We start from the raw sequence: 16166 nt of genomic DNA on the forward strand, positions 1-16166 counted from the left end.
GTCTTTGGACAACCTTTGCCGGTCAAAATCACAGAGGACGGGTCATGACACAGGCGGGACGCCAGGGTTCACCACGTAACAGTTCAGGACGTAAAGGTCCGGAACGCAATTCAGCGGGCAGCGCAGGTCGCGGTGCCCCCAGCCCGCGGGGCGGCGGATTCGGCGCCGGCCAGCGGGACTTCTCCAAGGGCGGCGACCGCCCGTACAAGGCACCCAAGCCGCGGGAAGAGCGTTTTGTCGATCCCGACGAATCGCCCGCCGCTCAGACGGGCCGGCCTGCCGCAGGCGACTGGAAGTCCGGCGCCAAGCCGGCAGCCCGGAAGCCCGGAGCACGCAAGCCCGGGGCCGGAAAGACGCCCGGCACTCCTGGCGCGCTCAAGCCCAAGCCGCGTTCCGCTGCGGCCAAGACCTTCGGTACGCGCGCGTTCGGCGGCGAACGGTTCGGCCAGAGCCTCGGCGCCGTCCGCAAGCCTTCGCGCAAGCGCGGCCCCAGTGGCCCCGTGCCGCAGTCCGAACTGCACGACGCCGACGGCGTCCGCCTGCAGAAGGTCATGGCCCAGGCCGGAGTGGCTTCGCGGCGCGTCTGCGAAGAGATGATTGCCGAAGGCCGCGTGGAGGTCGACGGCCAGGTAGTCACCGAACTCGGTGTGCGCGTCGATCCCAAGACATCCGTTATTCACGTGGACGGCCTCCGCATCCAGCTGGATGAGTCGCTCGTGTACATGGTCTTCAACAAGCCCAAGGGCGTCGTGTCCACCATGGAGGACCCGGACGGGCGTCCCTGCATCAGCGATTTCGTCCGCAACACCCATGGCGAGCGACTCTTCCACGTCGGCCGCCTGGACGTCGCCACCGAGGGCCTGCTGCTGCTGACCAACGACGGCGAGCTGGCCAACCGCCTGACGCACCCGTCCTACGAGGTTCCCAAGACGTACCTGGTCCAGGTCCGCGGGCCCTTCCCGCAGGGCATCGGCGCACAGCTCAAGGACGGCATCGAACTCGAGGACGGCTTCGCGTCGGTCGACTCCTTCCGCCTGGTCGACTCGACCCCGGGCCATGTCCTGATCGAAGTGGTGCTGCACTCCGGCAAGAACCGCATTGTCCGGCGCCTGTTCGACGCCGTCGGTTTCCCGGTATTGCGCTTGGTGCGCGTCAAGGTCGGCCCCATCGGCCTGGGCGACCAGCGCCAGGGAAGCATCCGCAACCTCGGCAAGCAGGAAGTCGGCCACCTGCTGGCATCCGTGGGGCTGTAAGGGATGTCGGCATTCCGTACGCACGGCCGGGGACACCTGAACGGCCCGATCGTCGTTATTGGCACGGGCCTGCTCGGCACCAGCATCGGCCTCGGCCTGCGCGGCCGCGGCGTTGCCGTGTACCTGTCCGATCCGTCGCCGACCAACCAGGCAGTCGCCGTCGACATCGGCGCCGGCCTCCCGTTGGCTGCCATGCGTGACGAACGTCCTGAACTCGTTGTCGTCGCGTCGCCGCCGGACGTGACCGCGGACGTTGTGGAACGCGCGCTGGCAGACTTCCCGGACGCCACCGTCGTCGACATCGCCAGCGTCAAGGCAGCGATCCTGCATGACCTGCGGAGCCGCGGCGCGGACCTGAGCCGCTACGTGGGCACCCATCCCATGGCAGGACGCGAAAAGTCCGGGCCCGTCGCCGCCCGGGGCGAGCTTTTCACCTCCATGCCGTGGGTCATGTGCCCGACCGAGGAATCCTCGGCCGGGGCGGTCCAGGCTGCGCGGGCGCTGGCCACCGACCTGGGTGGCCTCGTTTCGCAGTTCACGGCCGAGGAACATGACGGGGCCGTGGCCCTGGTCTCCCACCTGCCGCAGGTGATGTCCTCGCTGCTGGCCAGCCGGCTGCAGGACACTCCGATGCATGCCCTTTCCCTCGCCGGGAACGGGCTCCGCGACACCACCCGCATCGCAGCCAGCGACCCCACGCTGTGGGTCCAGATCCTGGGGGCGAATGCCCGAAAGGTGGTGGACATCCTTTACGGTGTGCGCGAAGACCTCAACCGGCTGATCGGGACACTGGAAGACCCCGCGGCCGCCGGGGCCCGTCTTGACCTGGCCCAGCTGATGAGCGAAGGCAATGCCGGGCAGGCCAGGATTCCGGGTAAACACGGCGGACCTCCGCAGGCCTATTCCTGGCTCACAGTGCTTGTCGATGACCGGCCCGGCCAGATCGCCAGGCTCCTGACCGAGATCGGTGAGATCGGCGTCAACCTCGAAGACCTGCGGCTGGACCACTCCTCCGGACAGAACGTGGGCATGGTGGAGATCTCGGTGCTGCCGAGCGCGCATGACCTACTTGTAGAAGCACTTAGCGACCGTGGATGGCGGGTACTTCAGTAATGACACAGGAACTGATCGACACTTTGCCTGCCCTCCGGCTGGGCCGACCGCTGGTTGTGGCCATCGACGGGCCATCAGGCTCGGGGAAGTCCAGCGTCAGCAAGGAAGTGGCACGCCGCCTCAACCTCGCCTACCTGGACACCGGCGCCATGTACCGGGCCCTCACCTGGTACTGCCTGGACCGCGGAACGGACCTTGCCGATGCCGCCGCCGTCGAACTGGCAGCCGAAGAACTGCCGCTGGACATCAGCACCAGCCCACTCACCGAGTTTGTGCGGGTCGACGGCGCCGACGTCACCGACGCCATCAGGGAACCGGGCATCTCCTCGGCCGTCAGCGCCGTCGCCACCACGCTCGGTGCCCGGACCGAACTCATCCGCCGCCAGCGCGCCCTGATCGAAAAGCACAACCGCCGCATGGTGGTGGAGGGCCGGGACATCACCACTGTCGTCGTGCCCGGTGCACAGGTGCGCATGCTCCTGACCGCCAGCGAGGAAGCCCGGCTTCGCCGCCGCGGGATCCAGCTCGGCGGGACCCAAAGCGCTGAGCAACTGGCCGCCCAGGTGACCCAGCGGGACGCGAAGGACTCCACCGTGGTGAACTTCACCCAGGCGGCGGACGGCGTGGTGACGCTGGATTCGTCCGAACTGGATTTCGAGGAAACCGTGGTTGCCGCGCTGCGCATCGTCACAAAGGTCATCAACCATGAGTGATTCCGCCAGGAAGCCCCGGACCGGGCTGCCGGGGACTGTCGTTCCCGGCGCCTGGACCATGGCGTGGAGCCGGCCCGTCGGCCGGTTCCTGAACAACGCTGTCTACCGCACATCCGTCACCGGGCACACCAACGTTCCGGCCGCGGGACCGGTGATTTTCGCAGGCAACCACGTCAGTTTCCTCGACGGACCCGTCATGTTCGGCGCCTCGCCCCGGCCCATGCACATCCTCGTTAAGAAGGAGATGTTCAAGGGCTTCCTCGGCCGCGTGCTGAGGGCCTCGGGCCAGCTTCCGGTTGACCGGGCGGGGGACCGCTCGGTCCTGCAGCTCAGCAAGGACGTGCTCGACGCCGGCCGCTGCATCGGCATCCTGCCCGAAGGGACCCGGGGGAGCGGCACGGCAACGGGCATCAGCAACGGGGTGGCTTGGCTCGCCCTGAATTCGGATGCCGTCGTGGTGCCGGTGGCCATCCTGGGCACACGGCAGGGCGGCGAGCACCTGGACAGCATCCCGAAACCGGGCCGCAGGCTGCACGTCAGCTTTGGCAAGCCTCTCGCGTTCGACCGGAATCCGGATGAAACCGGGCGTGCTTCAATGGACAGGGCGGCCACGGAAATCCGGGACACTCTGGCCGCGCACGTCCGGAACACTGTCCGGCACAGCGGGATGTCATTGCCCTCCGCGGATCATCCGCACCAACGTTCCACCGCAGTAGCCGGACCGCCGGCAGACCACCACTAAGGAAAGCGCAATGAGCGATACGACTCAAACTTCCGGCCACTCCGGCGCCGGCGAAGACGAATACACGCCCACGGGCACAGACCAGGTGGCTGAACATCTGGCGGCCATGGACGACGACGAGGCGGAGCTTCGCGCCGCCTCCCTCCGCGCCGGACTGGACGATTACGAACTCGACGAGGAAGACGCCGCACTCCTCAGCGGCCTGCACGACGAGGATGAGCTTGAGGGCCCGCTCAAGCTGGACCCCGTGCTCGCCATCATCGGCCGCCCGAACGTTGGCAAGTCCACCCTCGTCAACCGCATCCTGGGCCGCCGCGAGGCGGTCGTGGAGGACACCCCGGGCGTGACGCGCGACCGCGTGATGTACTCGGCGAACTGGAACGGGCGGAACTTCACGCTGGTTGACACCGGCGGCTGGGAACACGATGCCCGCGGCATCCATGCCCGGGTGGCGGAGCAGGCCGAAATGGCAGTGGAGCTGGCTGACGCAGTGCTGTTCGTCGTCGACTCGGCAGTGGGCGCAACCGCCACCGACGAGGCCGTCGTGAAGATGCTCCGGCGGAGCAAGAAGCCTGTCATCCTCGTGGCCAACAAGGTGGACGACTTTGTGCAGGAAGCCGACTCCGCAGTCCTGTGGGGCCTGGGCTTCGGCGAGCCGTACCCCGTTTCCGCGCTGCACGGCCGTGGCGTCGCCGACCTGCTGGACCACGTCATGGACACCCTGCCGGAGTTCTCCACCGTTGAGGGCGTCGAACGCTCCGGCGGCCCGCGCCGGATCGCCCTGATCGGACGCCCCAACGTCGGCAAGTCCTCCCTCCTGAACAAGCTGGCCGGCTCCGAGCGTGTGGTGGTGGACAACACTGCCGGCACCACGCGCGACCCCGTTGATGAATTCATCGAGCTCGGCGGCCAAACCTGGCGTTTCGTGGATACCGCCGGCATCCGCCGGCGCCAGCACATGGCGCAGGGCGCCGATTTCTACGCCTCGCTCCGGACCCAGAGTGCGCTGGAAAAGGCGGAGGTCGCCGTCGTTCTTCTGGCTGTTGATGAGGTGCTCAGCGAGCAGGACGTCCGCATCCTGCAGCTGGCCATTGAGTCGGGGCGTGCCCTGGTGCTCGCTTTCAACAAGTGGGATCTTCTGGACGACGAACGGCGCCGTTACCTGGAACGCGAGATCGAGCAGGACCTGGCGCACGTGGAGTGGGCGCCGCGCGTCAACATCTCCGCCAAGACGGGCTGGCACAAGGACCGCCTGGTGCCGGCCCTGGAGCTGGCGCTGGAAAACTGGGACAGGCGCATTCCGACCGGACGGCTCAACGCCTTCCTGGGCGAGCTGGTGGCGGCGCACCCGCACCCGGTCCGCGGCGGCAAGCAGCCCCGCATCCTTTTCGGCACGCAGGCCTCCAGCCGGCCGCCGAAGTTCGTCCTGTTCACCACGGGATTCCTGGACCCGGGCTACCGCCGGTTCATCACCCGCCGCCTGCGGGAAACCTTTGGCTTCGAGGGAACGCCCATCGAAGTCAACATGCGTGTGCGGGAAAAGCGCGGCAAGAAGCGTTAATTACGACACACCGGGCGGCGAATACCGGAAAGTGTCACTGGCAGCCGCCGGAATCGTGTAAGCTCTTCTAGGTGGTTCGGCCGGACTGCTTAGGTGAAATTCTTCGGAAGATTCATCTGGCGGAGAACGGCGGAACTGACGGGCTGTAGCGCAGCTTGGTAGCGCACTTGACTGGGGGTCAAGGGGTCGCAGGTTCAAATCCTGTCAGCCCGACCGCAAAAAAACCCCGCCAACCCAACAGGGTTGGCGGGGTTTTCTGTTGCCCGGAATGCTGCGCTCTTTTTTGGAACAGCACGTGCTACTTGAGGAAGCGGGACGTTCTGCGGTCGGCCAGGACCTTGCCGTTGGTCTGACAGGTTGGGCAATACTGCAGTGCAGTATCCGCGAAGGAGACCTCCCGGACCGTGTCCCCGCATACCGGGCAGGGCTGGCCGGCGCGGCCATGCACATTCATGCCGCTCCGTTTAGCATCCTTGAGGTCCGCGGGCGCCTTCCCCTGGGCCTGGGCCACTGCGGCTCCCAGGACGGTGTGGATGGCGTCGAACAGGATTTCGACCTTCGCCGGCTCCAGGGAATTGGCCATGGCGAACGGGGAAACTCTCGCTGCATGCAGGATTTCGTCGCTGTACGCGTTTCCGATTCCGGCAATGACACTCTGGCTCCGCAGCACGCCCTTGATCTGGTGCGCGTGCCCGGCGAGGATCTCGGCGAACATCTCCCGGCTGAAGGCCGGGGCCAGCGGATCCGGCCCGAGGTCTGCGATGCCGGGAACGTCGCCGGGCTTTGACACCACGTAGATTGCCAGGCCCTTCTTGGTGCCGGCCTCGGTCAGGTCGATGCCCAACTTCCCGCCGTCGCCGCCGGCAAGGTGCAGCCGGGCCGCGATGGGACCCTTGCCGGGCCGGAGCGGATCGGGCGAGGGCTTTTCGGTGTAACGGACCCAGCCCGCCCTGGCGAGATGGAAGACGAAATACAGGCCGTCCGCGTCAATGCTGACGAACTTCCCGAACCGTTCCACTCCGGTGATAACTCGGCCCGCCAGCGCTGTGTAGGGCGGGTCCGCCGTCTTGAGGACCGCGACGGACAGAATCTGCAGCTTCTCCAGCACCGCGCCTCGCAGCCGTGTGTCGAGGAACGAGCTCAGTGCGGCCACCTCGGGTAGTTCCGGCATGGCACCACTTTGCCACACGGGATGCCGGATTGGGCGGTTCCCGCGGGCCTAATGGCTCATCCGGCGGCCAGGGAGTTGTGCATATACTTTCAACCGGTGGCTGTTCCCTACGCCTCCGTTGACATTGGTGATTGACCCGATGAAAGGCCCCTGATGAGCAACATTCCCTCTGATCTGTCCTACACCGCCGAACACGAATGGGTGTCCGCACCGAATGCCGATGGTGTGGTCCGTGTGGGGATCACCGACTTCGCCCAGGACGCCCTCGGGGATGTCGTCTACGCCCAGATGCCCGAAGTTGGCACCACCGTTAAGGCAAACGACGTCGTCGGCGAGGTTGAGTCCACCAAGAGCGTCAGCGATATTTATGCGCCTGTCTCTGGCGAGATCGTGGCCCGCAACGAGGCACTCGACGGCGACTCCGCGCTCATCAACTCTGATCCCTACGGGGATGGCTGGCTCATTGAAGTCAAGCTGGCCGAACCTGATGCAGTGGATTCCCTGCTCAGTGCATCCGAGTACGAACAACAGGTAGGCTAAAGCTAACCGGTCCCGCTGCCGGCCACCGGACTCCAGCCATGGAGTCCTGCGGCCGGACGGCGGGCGGCATATCGGAGTTGCCAGGCAGTTCCGGACGGTACGCGTTGATTGCAGGGGGACATCTGCAACGAATGAGGAGGAATCCATGGTTGGCGGCGAACAGAACCACACCAGCGGCGATTACGGCACAGGTGCGGGCAGGGCTTCGGAAACCACCTCGATCAACCTCACCCCGGTTCATGACGAGCCGACGATCGTACCCAAGCTCTCCCCGGAGGAACGCTCTGCAGTCGAGGCACTGCCCTCCGGCTCCGCCCTGCTCGTGGCCCACAGCGGGCCGAACTCGGGTGCCCGTTTCCTCCTTGACTCCGATGTCACCACAGCCGGGCGGCACCCGGATGCTGACATTTTCCTCGACGACGTGACGGTCTCCCGCCGCCACGTCGAGTTCCGGCGCACTTCGCGGAGCTTCGAGGTGGTGGACACCGGAAGCCTGAACGGCACCTATGTCAACCATGACCGCGTGGACAGCGTGGAACTGAGGTCCGGAAACGAAGTCCAGATTGGCAAGTTCCGCCTCACCTTCTACCTGAGCCCTGCCCGCGCAGCAGGACGCGTCTGATTCGGAGCGGCTGCCTGTGGCAATGGCACAACCGGAGCGCCGGGGACCACTGGTCCTGAACATCGGGGAAGTGCTCGCTCAGTTGAGCGACGACTTTCCGAGCATGACGGCGTCAAAAATCAGGTTCCTTGAGGAAAAAGGGCTCATCAACCCCCGGCGTACACCCGCGGGCTACCGGCAGTACTCGGACAGCGACGTCGAACGGCTGCGCTTCGTCCTGTCGCTTCAGCGCGACCAGTATCTGCCTCTCAAGGTCATCAAGGACTACCTTGACGCCATCGACCGGGGCGAGCGGCCCGAGAACCTCCCGCCCGGGGTTACCGTGTCCCCGCGGATCGTCTCGGACGAGCTCGCCGCGGAACTGCAGAACAAGTCGCGCAGGCTCAGCGAGGAGCAGCTTCGCGCGGAGTCGGGGGCCAGCGTGCCGCTTCTGCAGTCCCTCCTCAGCTTCGGCCTCATTGGGCACACCGACGGCAAATTCGACGAGCACGCCCTCCAAGTGGCCCGCGCCTGCGTCCAGCTGGAGAGCCACGGCCTGGAGCCCCGGCACCTCCGCCCCTTCCAGGCTGCCGCGGAGCGCGAGTTCGGACTTGTGGAACGCGCTGTGGCCACCCTGACCTCGCGCAGGGACGCTGCGTCACAGGCCCGCGCTGCGGAAGCCGCCAGGGAAATCAGCGACCTCTGCCTTACCCTGCACCGGGCCCTTGTCCAGGACCGTATCTCGCGGATGGAAATCTGATGATCGAAGTCGAGATTGTGGGCGTCCGCATCGAACTGCCTTCAAACCAGCCCCTGGTCCTGCTCCGCGAGATGCACGGAGAACGGCACGTTCCCATCTGGATCGGGACTCCCGAGGCAAGCGCCATCGCGCTGGCACAGCAGGGCGTGGTGCCGCCACGGCCCATGACGCACGACCTGCTTGTGGACGTCGTGGAGACGCTTGGCCATTCCGTGGTCAGCGTGAACATCGTGGCCGTGGAGGACAACATCTTCTACGGCCAGCTCCAGTTCGACAACGGCGCCACTGTGAGCTCCAGGGCGTCCGACGCCCTGGCCATCGCGCTGCGCGCCAAATGCAGGATCTGGTGCGCTGACTCCGTCATGGACGAGGCCGGCGTGCGCATCACCGAGCACGACGAGGGGGAGGACACGGAGCCCGGCCCCACCGTGGAGGAAGAGCGCGAGCTGCGCAGGTTCCGGGAGTTCCTTGACGACGTCGAGCCCGAGGATTTCGACGGCTAAAGGTAACGTTAAGGTTAAAGTTAAGGCTGAAACTTTCGACACGCCCTACTAATCATGCGAACGTCTTTGACCTTGGGCCATGGCAGGCCTAACGTCGAAGGTACCAAGTTCCCATTGCATACGACAGCGGCGCAAGTCACACTGGAAAGTGCTACTGCGGCCGAATTACAAGCGTGAATTTCATCCGGACTTCATGCGCGTAGCAGCTGTTGCGGCAACTTCCCCAGGGGAGCTCATGACAAGGAGGATCCACGTGAGTCCGAAAGGCGAAGCAGGCGAGCTGAAGCAGCCCTCGACGGCCGGCGTTGCCGTGCCCGCAAGCGGTGCTCAGGGCCTTCTCTTCACTGAGGACCTCCCGGTTCTGGATGAGGACGCCGGCTACCGCGGGCCCACGGCTTGTAAAGCCGCCGGCATCACGTACCGGCAGCTCGACTACTGGGCCCGCACCGGCCTCGTGGAGCCTGCAGTCCGCGGCGCGGCCGGCTCCGGCTCCCAGCGGCTCTACGGTTTCCGTGACATCCTGGTCCTGAAGGTGGTCAAGCGGCTGCTGGACACCGGCGTATCGCTGCAGCAGATCCGCAGCGCTGTGGAGCACCTGCGTGAACGCGGTGTCGAGGACCTGGCCCAGATCACCCTCATGAGCGATGGCGCCAGCGTCTACGAATGCACTTCCGCGGACGAGGTCATCGATCTCGTGCAGGGCGGTCAGGGCGTGTTCGGCATCGCCGTGGGCCGTGTGTGGCGCGAAGTCGAGGGAAGCCTCGCCTCGCTGCCCAGCGAGCATGCCGGCGAACAGACATTCCCGGACGACGAACTCAGCAAGCGCCGCGCGACCCGCAAGATCGGCTAGCGGCGCCAGCCATAAGATTTACGCAGAAGGCCGCCTCCCGTCGGGGAGGCGGCCTTCCGCGTTTGGAGCGGGAGCTTCTGTTTCAGCCGGCGTGCGGTTTAGCGGGCACTTCGGCTGCGGCTGGTCTTGTTGGTGGCCAGAAGATTTCCGAGCAGCGTGTCGTAGAGCCCGGCCGCGGTCTTGGCGGAGTCGCCGGGCCAGTGGTGGACGGAATGGGCCGCGCCCTGGATCTGCTGCCAGTTGGCCTGCTCCGGGATGTGCGGAGCCAGCAGGAGGTCGCCGAACATTGTCTGCATCTCGGCAAGGCGGAACGCGTGCTCGGAGGACCCGGAGCGAACGCGGTTGGCCACGATGCCGGCGGGGGACAGGTTCGGCGCGAATTCCTGCCGGAACAGCTGGATGGCCCGCATGGTGCGTTCGGTGCCGGCCACGGAGAAGAGCCCGGGCTCGGCCACCAGGGCAACCTTGTTGCTTGCCGACCACGCCATGCGGGTCAGCCCGTTCAGGGACGGCGGGCAGTCCACCAGGACGAGCTCGTACGAGTCCGCGCCGGCCAGTACCGCGGACAGCCTGCGCAAATCGCGCTTGCCAAGGTCCGGACGGTCGTAAATTCCGGTGTACGCGGATCCGACGGCGACGTCGAGGACCGCTGGGCCGGAACCGTTGACGGCCGCCCGGCTGATCCAGCCGCTGGGCACGACGTTCTCCGCAAGTCTGGCCTTGCGTGGATTCTTCAGCATCCTGCCGATGTCCAGCTTGTCGCTGGGCTGCACGCCGAGGGCTGTGGTTGCGTCGGCATGGGGATCGAGGTCCACTACGAGGGTTGGGATGCCTGCGGCCAGTGCCGCAGACGCCAGTCCGGTTGTAACGGATGTCTTGCCGACACCGCCCTTGAGGCTGCTGATGCTGACTACTTGCACTTGAGAGACCAATACCTAACGCCGGTTGCCGTGTTGGGGTACGTTCCGTTCCGGTGCTGCCGGAACCGGGGCAGGCTTCCGCCGCCCCATTCATCATATGTTGACCTCGGCCCGAATCCCTTCTTATGCGGATCCGGGCATGCCTTCCCGGCCTGCCCGCCTGGCGTCGTCCGTCCGCGGCAGTGCGCCGAAAGCGAATGGTGGTGGTTTAGCGGCAGTAAATATGGACCGGCAGTGAATTTGGCCCGGACATGACGGATAATTCTGTGATGGTAGACACAATGATTTGTGTTTCGTCCGGCCCGTCTTACACACTGTGACCACTCACCCGATACACCCGCAATGATGCAGGAGAAGTATGTTTTCCAAGATTCTGGTGGCCAACCGCGGAGAAATCGCAATCCGTGCTTTCCGCGCCGGCTACGAACTGGGCGCCAAGACAGTCGCCGTGTTCCCCAACGAGGACCGCAACTCGATCCACCGCCAGAAGGCCGATGAGGCGTATCTGATCGGCGAAGAGGGCCACCCGGTCCGCGCCTACCTGGACGTCGACGAAGTGGTGCGGGTTGCCAAGGAGTCCGGTGCGGACGCCATCTACCCGGGCTACGGCTTCCTCTCCGAGAACCCCGACCTTGCGCGTGCCGCGAAGGCGGCAGGCATCACCTTCGTGGGCCCGCCCGCGGAGGTCCTGGAGCTCGCCGGCAACAAGGTGGCCGCCCTGGAGGCCGCCCGCAAGGCTGGCGTCCCCGTGCTGAAGTCCAGCGCGCCGTCGAAGGACCTTGACGAACTGATCGCTGCTGCGGATGAGATCGGCTTCCCCATTTTCGCCAAGGCAGTAGCCGGCGGCGGCGGGCGCGGCATGCGCCGCGTCGACACCCGCGAGGCCCTGCCGGAGGCGCTGCAGTCCGCCATGCGCGAGGCCGACGCAGCCTTCGGTGACCCCACCATGTTCCTTGAGCAGGCCGTGCTCCGCCCGCGCCACATCGAGGTCCAGATCCTGGCCGACGCCGAGGGCAACGTCATGCACCTCTTCGAGCGTGACTGTTCCATCCAGAGGCGGCACCAGAAGGTCATCGAGATCGCCCCGGCCCCCAACCTGGACGAAGGCATCCGCCAGGCCCTCTATCGGGACGCCGTGAAGTTCGCCAAGGCCCTGAACTACGTCAACGCCGGAACGGTTGAGTTCCTGGTGGACACCGTCGGCGAACGCGCCGGCCAGCACGTCTTCATCGAAATGAACCCCCGCATCCAGGTGGAGCACACCGTCACGGAGGAGGTCACCGACGTCGACCTCGTCCAGGCGCAGTTGCGTATCGCCGCCGGCGAGACCCTGGCCGATCTGGGTCTGTCCCAGGAGACCGTCTTCCTCAAGGGTGCCGCGCTGCAGAGCCGCATCACCACCGAGGACCCGGCCAACGGCTTCCGGCCCGACGTCGGAAAGATCACCGGTTACCGCTCCGCCGGCGGTGCCGGCGTAAGGCTCGACGGCGGCACCGTCTACTCGGGCGCCGAAATCAGCCCGCACTTCGACTCCATGCTGGTGAAGCTCACCTGCCGCGGCCGGGACTACCCCGCCGCGGTGGCCAGGGCGCGCCGGGCACTGGCGGAATTCCGTATCCGTGGTGTCTCCACCAACATCTCCTTCCTGCAGGCCGTCCTTGACGACGCCGACTTCATCGCCGGCAACGTGGCCACATCGTTCATCGACGAACGGCCCGAACTGCTGAAGTCGCGCGTATCCGCGGACCGCGGCACCAAGCTGCTGACCTGGCTGGCCGAGGTCACCGTGAACAAGCCGAACGGCGAACTTCCGGTCCGCACCGACCCGGCAGACAAGCTCCCGGCCGTCGCCGGAGCCGAGGCACGCCCCGGCTCCCGCCAGCGGCTGCTGGAACTCGGGCCGGAGGGCTTCGCCAAGGCGCTGCGCGAGCAGAAGGCCGTCGCCGTCACCGACACCACCTTCCGCGACGCCCACCAGTCCCTGCTGGCCACCCGCGTCCGCACGAGGGACCTGGTGGCTGCCGCACCCGCGGTCTCCAACCTCCTGCCGGAACTGCTGTCCGTTGAAGCCTGGGGCGGCGCCACCTACGACGTCGCGCTGCGGTTCCTCGGCGAAGATCCCTGGGACCGGCTGGCCGCGCTGCGCAAGACCCTGCCGAACATCTGCCTGCAGATGCTGCTCCGCGGCCGGAACACTGTGGGCTACACCCCGTACCCCGAGGAAGTGACCGAGGCTTTCGTTAACGAGGCGGCCGCCACCGGCATCGACATCTTCCGCATCTTCGACGCGCTGAACGACGTCAGCCAGATGGCGCCGGCCATCCGCGCGGTGCGGGCCACCGGCACCGCCGTCGCCGAGGTGGCACTGTGCTACACGGGCGACATGCTGGATCCGGAAGAGAAGCTCTACACGCTGGATTACTACCTGGGCCTGGCGGACAAGATTGTCGACGCCGGTGCCCACATCCTGGCCATCAAGGACATGGCAGGCCTGCTGCGTCCGGCAGCCGCCGCGAAGCTCGTCTCGGCGCTGCGGGAACGGTTCGACCTCCCGGTCCACCTGCACACCCACGACACCGCCGGTGGACAGCTGGCCACCCTGATTGCGGCAGCCGACGCAGGCGTCGACGCCGTCGATGTGGCCTCGGCGTCCCTGGCTGGCACCACGAGCCAGCCGTCGGCGTCGGCACTGGTTGCGGCCCTGGCCCACACGGAACGTGACACGGGGCTCAGCCTGGCCGCGGTCTGTTCCCTCGAGCCATACTGGGAGGCCGTGCGCAGGGTTTATGCTCCCTTCGAGTCGGGCCTTCCAGGTCCGACAGGCCGCGTGTACCAGCACGAAATCCCAGGCGGGCAGCTGTCCAACCTCCGCCAGCAGGCCATGGCGCTGGGCCTGGGCGAACGCTTCGAGGCGATCGAGGACATGTACACCGCCGCGGACCGGATCCTGGGCCACCTGGTCAAGGTGACCCCGTCGTCGAAGGTGGTGGGCGACCTTGCCCTGCACCTCGTCGGGCTGAACGCAGACCCGGCCGACTTCAACGAGAACCCGCAGAACTATGACATCCCCGACTCCGTCATCGGGTTCCTGTCCGGTGAGCTGGGCGATCCCCCGGGAGGCTGGCCGGAGCCGTTCCGCACCAAGGCCCTTCAGGGCCGCAGCGTCAAGGTGCGCGACGCCGAGCTGAGCGCCGAGGACAGCGCGGCTCTCCGCGGCGACTCGAAGACCCGCCAGCAGACCCTGAACCGGCTCCTTTTCGCGGGGCCGACGAAGGACTACCTCAAGAGCGTCGAGACCTACGGCAACGTGTCGGTCCTGGACACCCGCGACTACCTGTACGGCCTGCAGCGCGGCGAAGAGCACGTGATGCAGCTCGAAAAGGGTGTGCGCCTCATCGCGTCCCTGGAAGCTGTGTCGGAGCCGGACGAGAAGGGTATGCGCACGGTCATGTGCACGCTCAACGGTCAGTCCCGCCCGGTCTCGGTGCGCGACAAGTCCGTGGTCAGCAATGTGAAGACGGCGGAGAAGGCTGACGCGTCCGTGCCGGGTCATGTCGCGGCTCCCTTCGCTGGCGCCGTGACGGTCACCGTCAAGGCGGGTGACACCGTCAACGCGGGCGACACGGTTGCCACCATCGAGGCGATGAAGATGGAGGCATCCATCACGACGCCGGTGGGCGGCAAGGTGACGCGGCTGGCCATTTCCGCTGTGGAACAGGTTCAGGGCGGTGACCTGCTGATCGTCGTCGAATAGATGACTGTTGAGCAGATGACCGGCGGCTAGACGACCGCTGAATAGCCTGCAGGGCGGCCTGCGGCCACCCTGCAGGTAGGGTGGAAGACAGAAAAAAGGTTGTGGGGACGGCGCTGAGCCGCCCCCACAGCCATTTCCGAACCACATTGGTTGCCGGAACCCAGCCGGCAGCCAGTACGAAACAGAGCGGAAGCCATGACGCAGACCAATACGCCCAAGCCCGGGCCGCGCCCCGACCGGAGGCCTTCAATCTCCCAAGGCAGCGTCGTCGACGTTGCGGGGGAGGCTGGGGCCGGTCCGGGCGGCGTGTCTCCGGCGGACGCCGCGGACGCAGCGGTGACCAGTGACGTGGCTCCGGCAGGGGACATCAGCGTGGTGACCGTTTCCGACGGCCAGGACCGCACCTCCGCCGGATCGCTCTCCGCAGTCGGCGGCGTGGTGCAACAGGGGACGGTGACATCGGCCATGCCCGTTGTGACCGCCGGCCCCGGTGTTACCGTCAGCGACATCGACGAACTTAGCGCAACCGGCGCAGCCGCTGCGGGCACAGAGCCGGCTGATGCATCGGGCGCAGCCACTGCCGCCGAACCGGCGACCGAGCCGGGTGATATCAGTGAAGAAGCGAAGGACCTTCCCGGGCGCCGTGAGCGGCCCGAGGGGCCGGAGCCCGCTGCTGCGCTCACCGCCGACCGTCTCCTGACCAGAGCCGCAGCCGCCCCGGTGTCAGGCTGGCGCCGCTGGCTGTACCAGGCAACCCTGGGCTACGTGAACCTGGGCGACTCGGACCAGGTCCGTATCCAGCGGGCCATGGAGCACCGCATCGCCATGCGGCTGGGGGAGCGGACCCGGTACGTGCCGGTGCTCTCGCGCAAGGGCGGAGTGGGCAAGACCACCGTCACCACGCTGCTCGGCATGGTGCTCGCGGAGCTGCGTGAGGACCGGATCATCGCGATGGATGCGAATCCGGACCGGGGCACCCTATCGGACCGGTCGCCGGGCAGGGCCGATTTCACGGCCCGCCAGCTGGTGAAGGACAGGTTCACGGTCGACTCATTCGCTCAGTTGTCCAACTACACGGCCAGGGAGGGCTCGCGCCTCGATGTGCTGGCTTCGGACACAGATCCCATGGTGGCGCACGCCTTCGACGACTCCGACTACCGTGCAGTCACCGACATCCTGGGCCGGTACTACTCGATCGTGCTCACCGACTCAGGCACCGGCATGGTGCACTCGGTCATGAAGGGCACGCTGGAGAAGGCCGATGCCGTGGTGCTCGTCTCGGGCGGCAGCGTGGATGAGGCCCGGCTGGCGTCCGAAACGCTGTCCTGGCTTGAGGCCCACGGCCGGCAGGATCTCGTCGCCAAGGCAACAGTGGTCATTAACATGGCTGCCGGCAACCGCACCCTGGTCAACATCGACGAAATTGAGCAGCACTTCCTGTCCCGGGTAAAGAATGTGGTGCGGATTCCGCATGACCGGCACCTGGCGGAAGGCTCGCGGATCCGCCTGGGCCAGCTGAAGCCGGCAACCCGCGCCGCCGCCGTGGAGCTGGCCGCGCTGGTGGTGGACGAGCTTCAGCAGGCCTGACCCGCCGCCGTCGGGAGTTTTTGTACACTTATTGGCCTCCGGAGGCCCCGGAAGTCCCGACAAGTGGACAAAACTCCCTAACGAGGCAAGTACTCCAG

At 66.5% G+C, this 16166-nt stretch carries 14 protein-coding genes and 1 tRNA gene; 13 read left to right on the top strand and 2 right to left on the bottom strand.

What is annotated here, in order from left to right; all coding sequences use genetic code 11:
• Nucleotides 1–44: 44 nt before the first annotated feature.
• The 6 genes from J7I85_RS17230 to J7I85_RS17255 all read left to right on the top strand — a co-directional run bounded on the left by J7I85_RS17230 (nucleotide 45) and on the right by J7I85_RS17255 (nucleotide 5595).
• Nucleotides 45–1253, top strand: coding sequence for a pseudouridine synthase (locus tag J7I85_RS17230; protein WP_214854029.1), 1209 nt, complete (start codon nucleotides 45–47; stop codon nucleotides 1251–1253).
• A 3-nt stretch (nucleotides 1254–1256) separates the two neighbouring features.
• A complete protein-coding gene (locus tag J7I85_RS17235) occupies nucleotides 1257–2366 on the top strand; it encodes a prephenate dehydrogenase (protein WP_214854031.1) in 1110 nt (369 codons plus the stop codon).
• Nucleotides 2366–3079, top strand: coding sequence for a (d)CMP kinase (cmk, locus tag J7I85_RS17240; protein WP_214854033.1), 714 nt, complete (start codon nucleotides 2366–2368; stop codon nucleotides 3077–3079). Before J7I85_RS17235 ends, cmk begins: the two co-directional genes overlap by 1 nt.
• Nucleotides 3080–3137: 58 nt before the next feature.
• On the top strand, nucleotides 3138–3821 hold the full coding sequence (locus tag J7I85_RS17245) for a 1-acyl-sn-glycerol-3-phosphate acyltransferase (protein WP_214854157.1): 684 nt from the start codon (nucleotides 3138–3140) through the stop codon (nucleotides 3819–3821).
• A 10-nt stretch (nucleotides 3822–3831) separates the two neighbouring features.
• Nucleotides 3832–5382: a ribosome biogenesis GTPase Der gene (gene der / locus J7I85_RS17250; RefSeq protein WP_214854035.1), complete on the top strand. Its 1551-nt coding sequence runs from the start codon at nucleotides 3832–3834 to the stop codon at nucleotides 5380–5382.
• A gap of 139 nt (nucleotides 5383–5521) precedes the next feature.
• Nucleotides 5522–5595, top strand: a tRNA-Pro gene (locus tag J7I85_RS17255).
• An 85-nt stretch (nucleotides 5596–5680) separates the two neighbouring features.
• Here J7I85_RS17255 and J7I85_RS17260 read toward each other — a convergent pair.
• Nucleotides 5681–6553 carry an Fpg/Nei family DNA glycosylase gene (locus J7I85_RS17260; RefSeq protein ID WP_214854037.1) on the bottom strand — a complete coding sequence of 291 codons (873 nt, stop codon included), beginning with the start codon at nucleotides 6551–6553 and terminating at the stop codon, nucleotides 5681–5683.
• A gap of 153 nt (nucleotides 6554–6706) precedes the next feature.
• On the opposite strand from J7I85_RS17260, the gene gcvH reads away from it, so the two are divergent.
• The 5 genes from gcvH (at nucleotide 6707) to J7I85_RS17285 (ending at nucleotide 9807) form a co-directional block, all read left to right on the top strand.
• Entirely contained in the window at nucleotides 6707–7093 is a 387-nt protein-coding gene (gene gcvH, locus J7I85_RS17265) for a glycine cleavage system protein GcvH (protein ID WP_214854040.1), read from the top strand.
• Nucleotides 7094–7238: 145 nt separating this feature from the next.
• The gene (locus J7I85_RS17270) at nucleotides 7239–7715 is read left to right on the top strand and encodes an FHA domain-containing protein (RefSeq protein WP_214854043.1); all 477 of its coding nucleotides are present in this window, start codon (nucleotides 7239–7241) and stop codon (nucleotides 7713–7715) included.
• A gap of 22 nt (nucleotides 7716–7737) precedes the next feature.
• Entirely contained in the window at nucleotides 7738–8454 is a 717-nt protein-coding gene (locus tag J7I85_RS17275; protein ID WP_214854046.1) for a MerR family transcriptional regulator, read from the top strand.
• Nucleotides 8454–8957, top strand: a complete 504-nt coding sequence (locus J7I85_RS17280; RefSeq protein ID WP_076798054.1) for a bifunctional nuclease family protein — start codon at nucleotides 8454–8456, stop codon at nucleotides 8955–8957. Before J7I85_RS17275 ends, J7I85_RS17280 begins: the two co-directional genes overlap by 1 nt.
• Nucleotides 8958–9210: 253 nt before the next feature.
• Nucleotides 9211–9807 (top strand): MerR family transcriptional regulator, encoded by a 597-nt coding sequence (locus tag J7I85_RS17285; RefSeq protein ID WP_214854049.1) that lies wholly within the window; start codon nucleotides 9211–9213, stop codon nucleotides 9805–9807.
• Between the two features lie 98 nt (nucleotides 9808–9905).
• Here J7I85_RS17285 and J7I85_RS17290 read toward each other — a convergent pair whose 3' ends face one another.
• Nucleotides 9906–10727, bottom strand: a complete 822-nt coding sequence (locus J7I85_RS17290; RefSeq protein ID WP_214854052.1) for a ParA family protein — start codon at nucleotides 10725–10727, stop codon at nucleotides 9906–9908.
• Nucleotides 10728–11085: 358 nt separating this feature from the next.
• Between J7I85_RS17290 and J7I85_RS17295 the strand changes: the two genes are divergently transcribed.
• Nucleotides 11086–14481, top strand: a complete 3396-nt coding sequence (locus J7I85_RS17295) for a pyruvate carboxylase (RefSeq protein WP_214854054.1) — start codon at nucleotides 11086–11088, stop codon at nucleotides 14479–14481.
• A 195-nt stretch (nucleotides 14482–14676) separates the two neighbouring features.
• Nucleotides 14677–16068, top strand: a complete 1392-nt coding sequence (locus tag J7I85_RS17300) for a MinD/ParA family protein (RefSeq protein WP_214854056.1) — start codon at nucleotides 14677–14679, stop codon at nucleotides 16066–16068.
• Nucleotides 16069–16166: the final 98 nt, after the last annotated feature.

Source organism: Arthrobacter sp. ISL-65, assembly GCF_018613795.1.
Classification (GTDB): Bacteria; Actinomycetota; Actinomycetes; order Actinomycetales; family Micrococcaceae; genus Arthrobacter.

Excerpts from the sequence above, each read along its gene's own strand:
- J7I85_RS17230 (WP_214854029.1), top strand. The coding sequence starts at position 45 with ATGACACAGGCGGGACGCCAGGGTTCACCACGTAACAGTTCAGGACGT.
- J7I85_RS17235 (WP_214854031.1), top strand. The coding sequence starts at position 1,257 with ATGTCGGCATTCCGTACGCACGGCCGGGGACACCTGAACGGCCCGATC.
- cmk (WP_214854033.1), top strand. The coding sequence starts at position 2,366 with ATGACACAGGAACTGATCGACACTTTGCCTGCCCTCCGGCTGGGCCGA.
- J7I85_RS17245 (WP_214854157.1), top strand. The coding sequence starts at position 3,138 with ATGGCGTGGAGCCGGCCCGTCGGCCGGTTCCTGAACAACGCTGTCTAC.
- der (WP_214854035.1), top strand. The coding sequence starts at position 3,832 with ATGAGCGATACGACTCAAACTTCCGGCCACTCCGGCGCCGGCGAAGAC.
- J7I85_RS17260 (WP_214854037.1), bottom strand. The coding sequence starts at position 6,553 with ATGCCGGAACTACCCGAGGTGGCCGCACTGAGCTCGTTCCTCGACACA.
- gcvH (WP_214854040.1), top strand. The coding sequence starts at position 6,707 with ATGAGCAACATTCCCTCTGATCTGTCCTACACCGCCGAACACGAATGG.
- J7I85_RS17270 (WP_214854043.1), top strand. The coding sequence starts at position 7,239 with ATGGTTGGCGGCGAACAGAACCACACCAGCGGCGATTACGGCACAGGT.
- J7I85_RS17275 (WP_214854046.1), top strand. The coding sequence starts at position 7,738 with ATGGCACAACCGGAGCGCCGGGGACCACTGGTCCTGAACATCGGGGAA.
- J7I85_RS17280 (WP_076798054.1), top strand. The coding sequence starts at position 8,454 with ATGATCGAAGTCGAGATTGTGGGCGTCCGCATCGAACTGCCTTCAAAC.
- J7I85_RS17295 (WP_214854054.1), top strand. The coding sequence starts at position 11,086 with ATGTTTTCCAAGATTCTGGTGGCCAACCGCGGAGAAATCGCAATCCGT.
- J7I85_RS17300 (WP_214854056.1), top strand. The coding sequence starts at position 14,677 with ATGACGCAGACCAATACGCCCAAGCCCGGGCCGCGCCCCGACCGGAGG.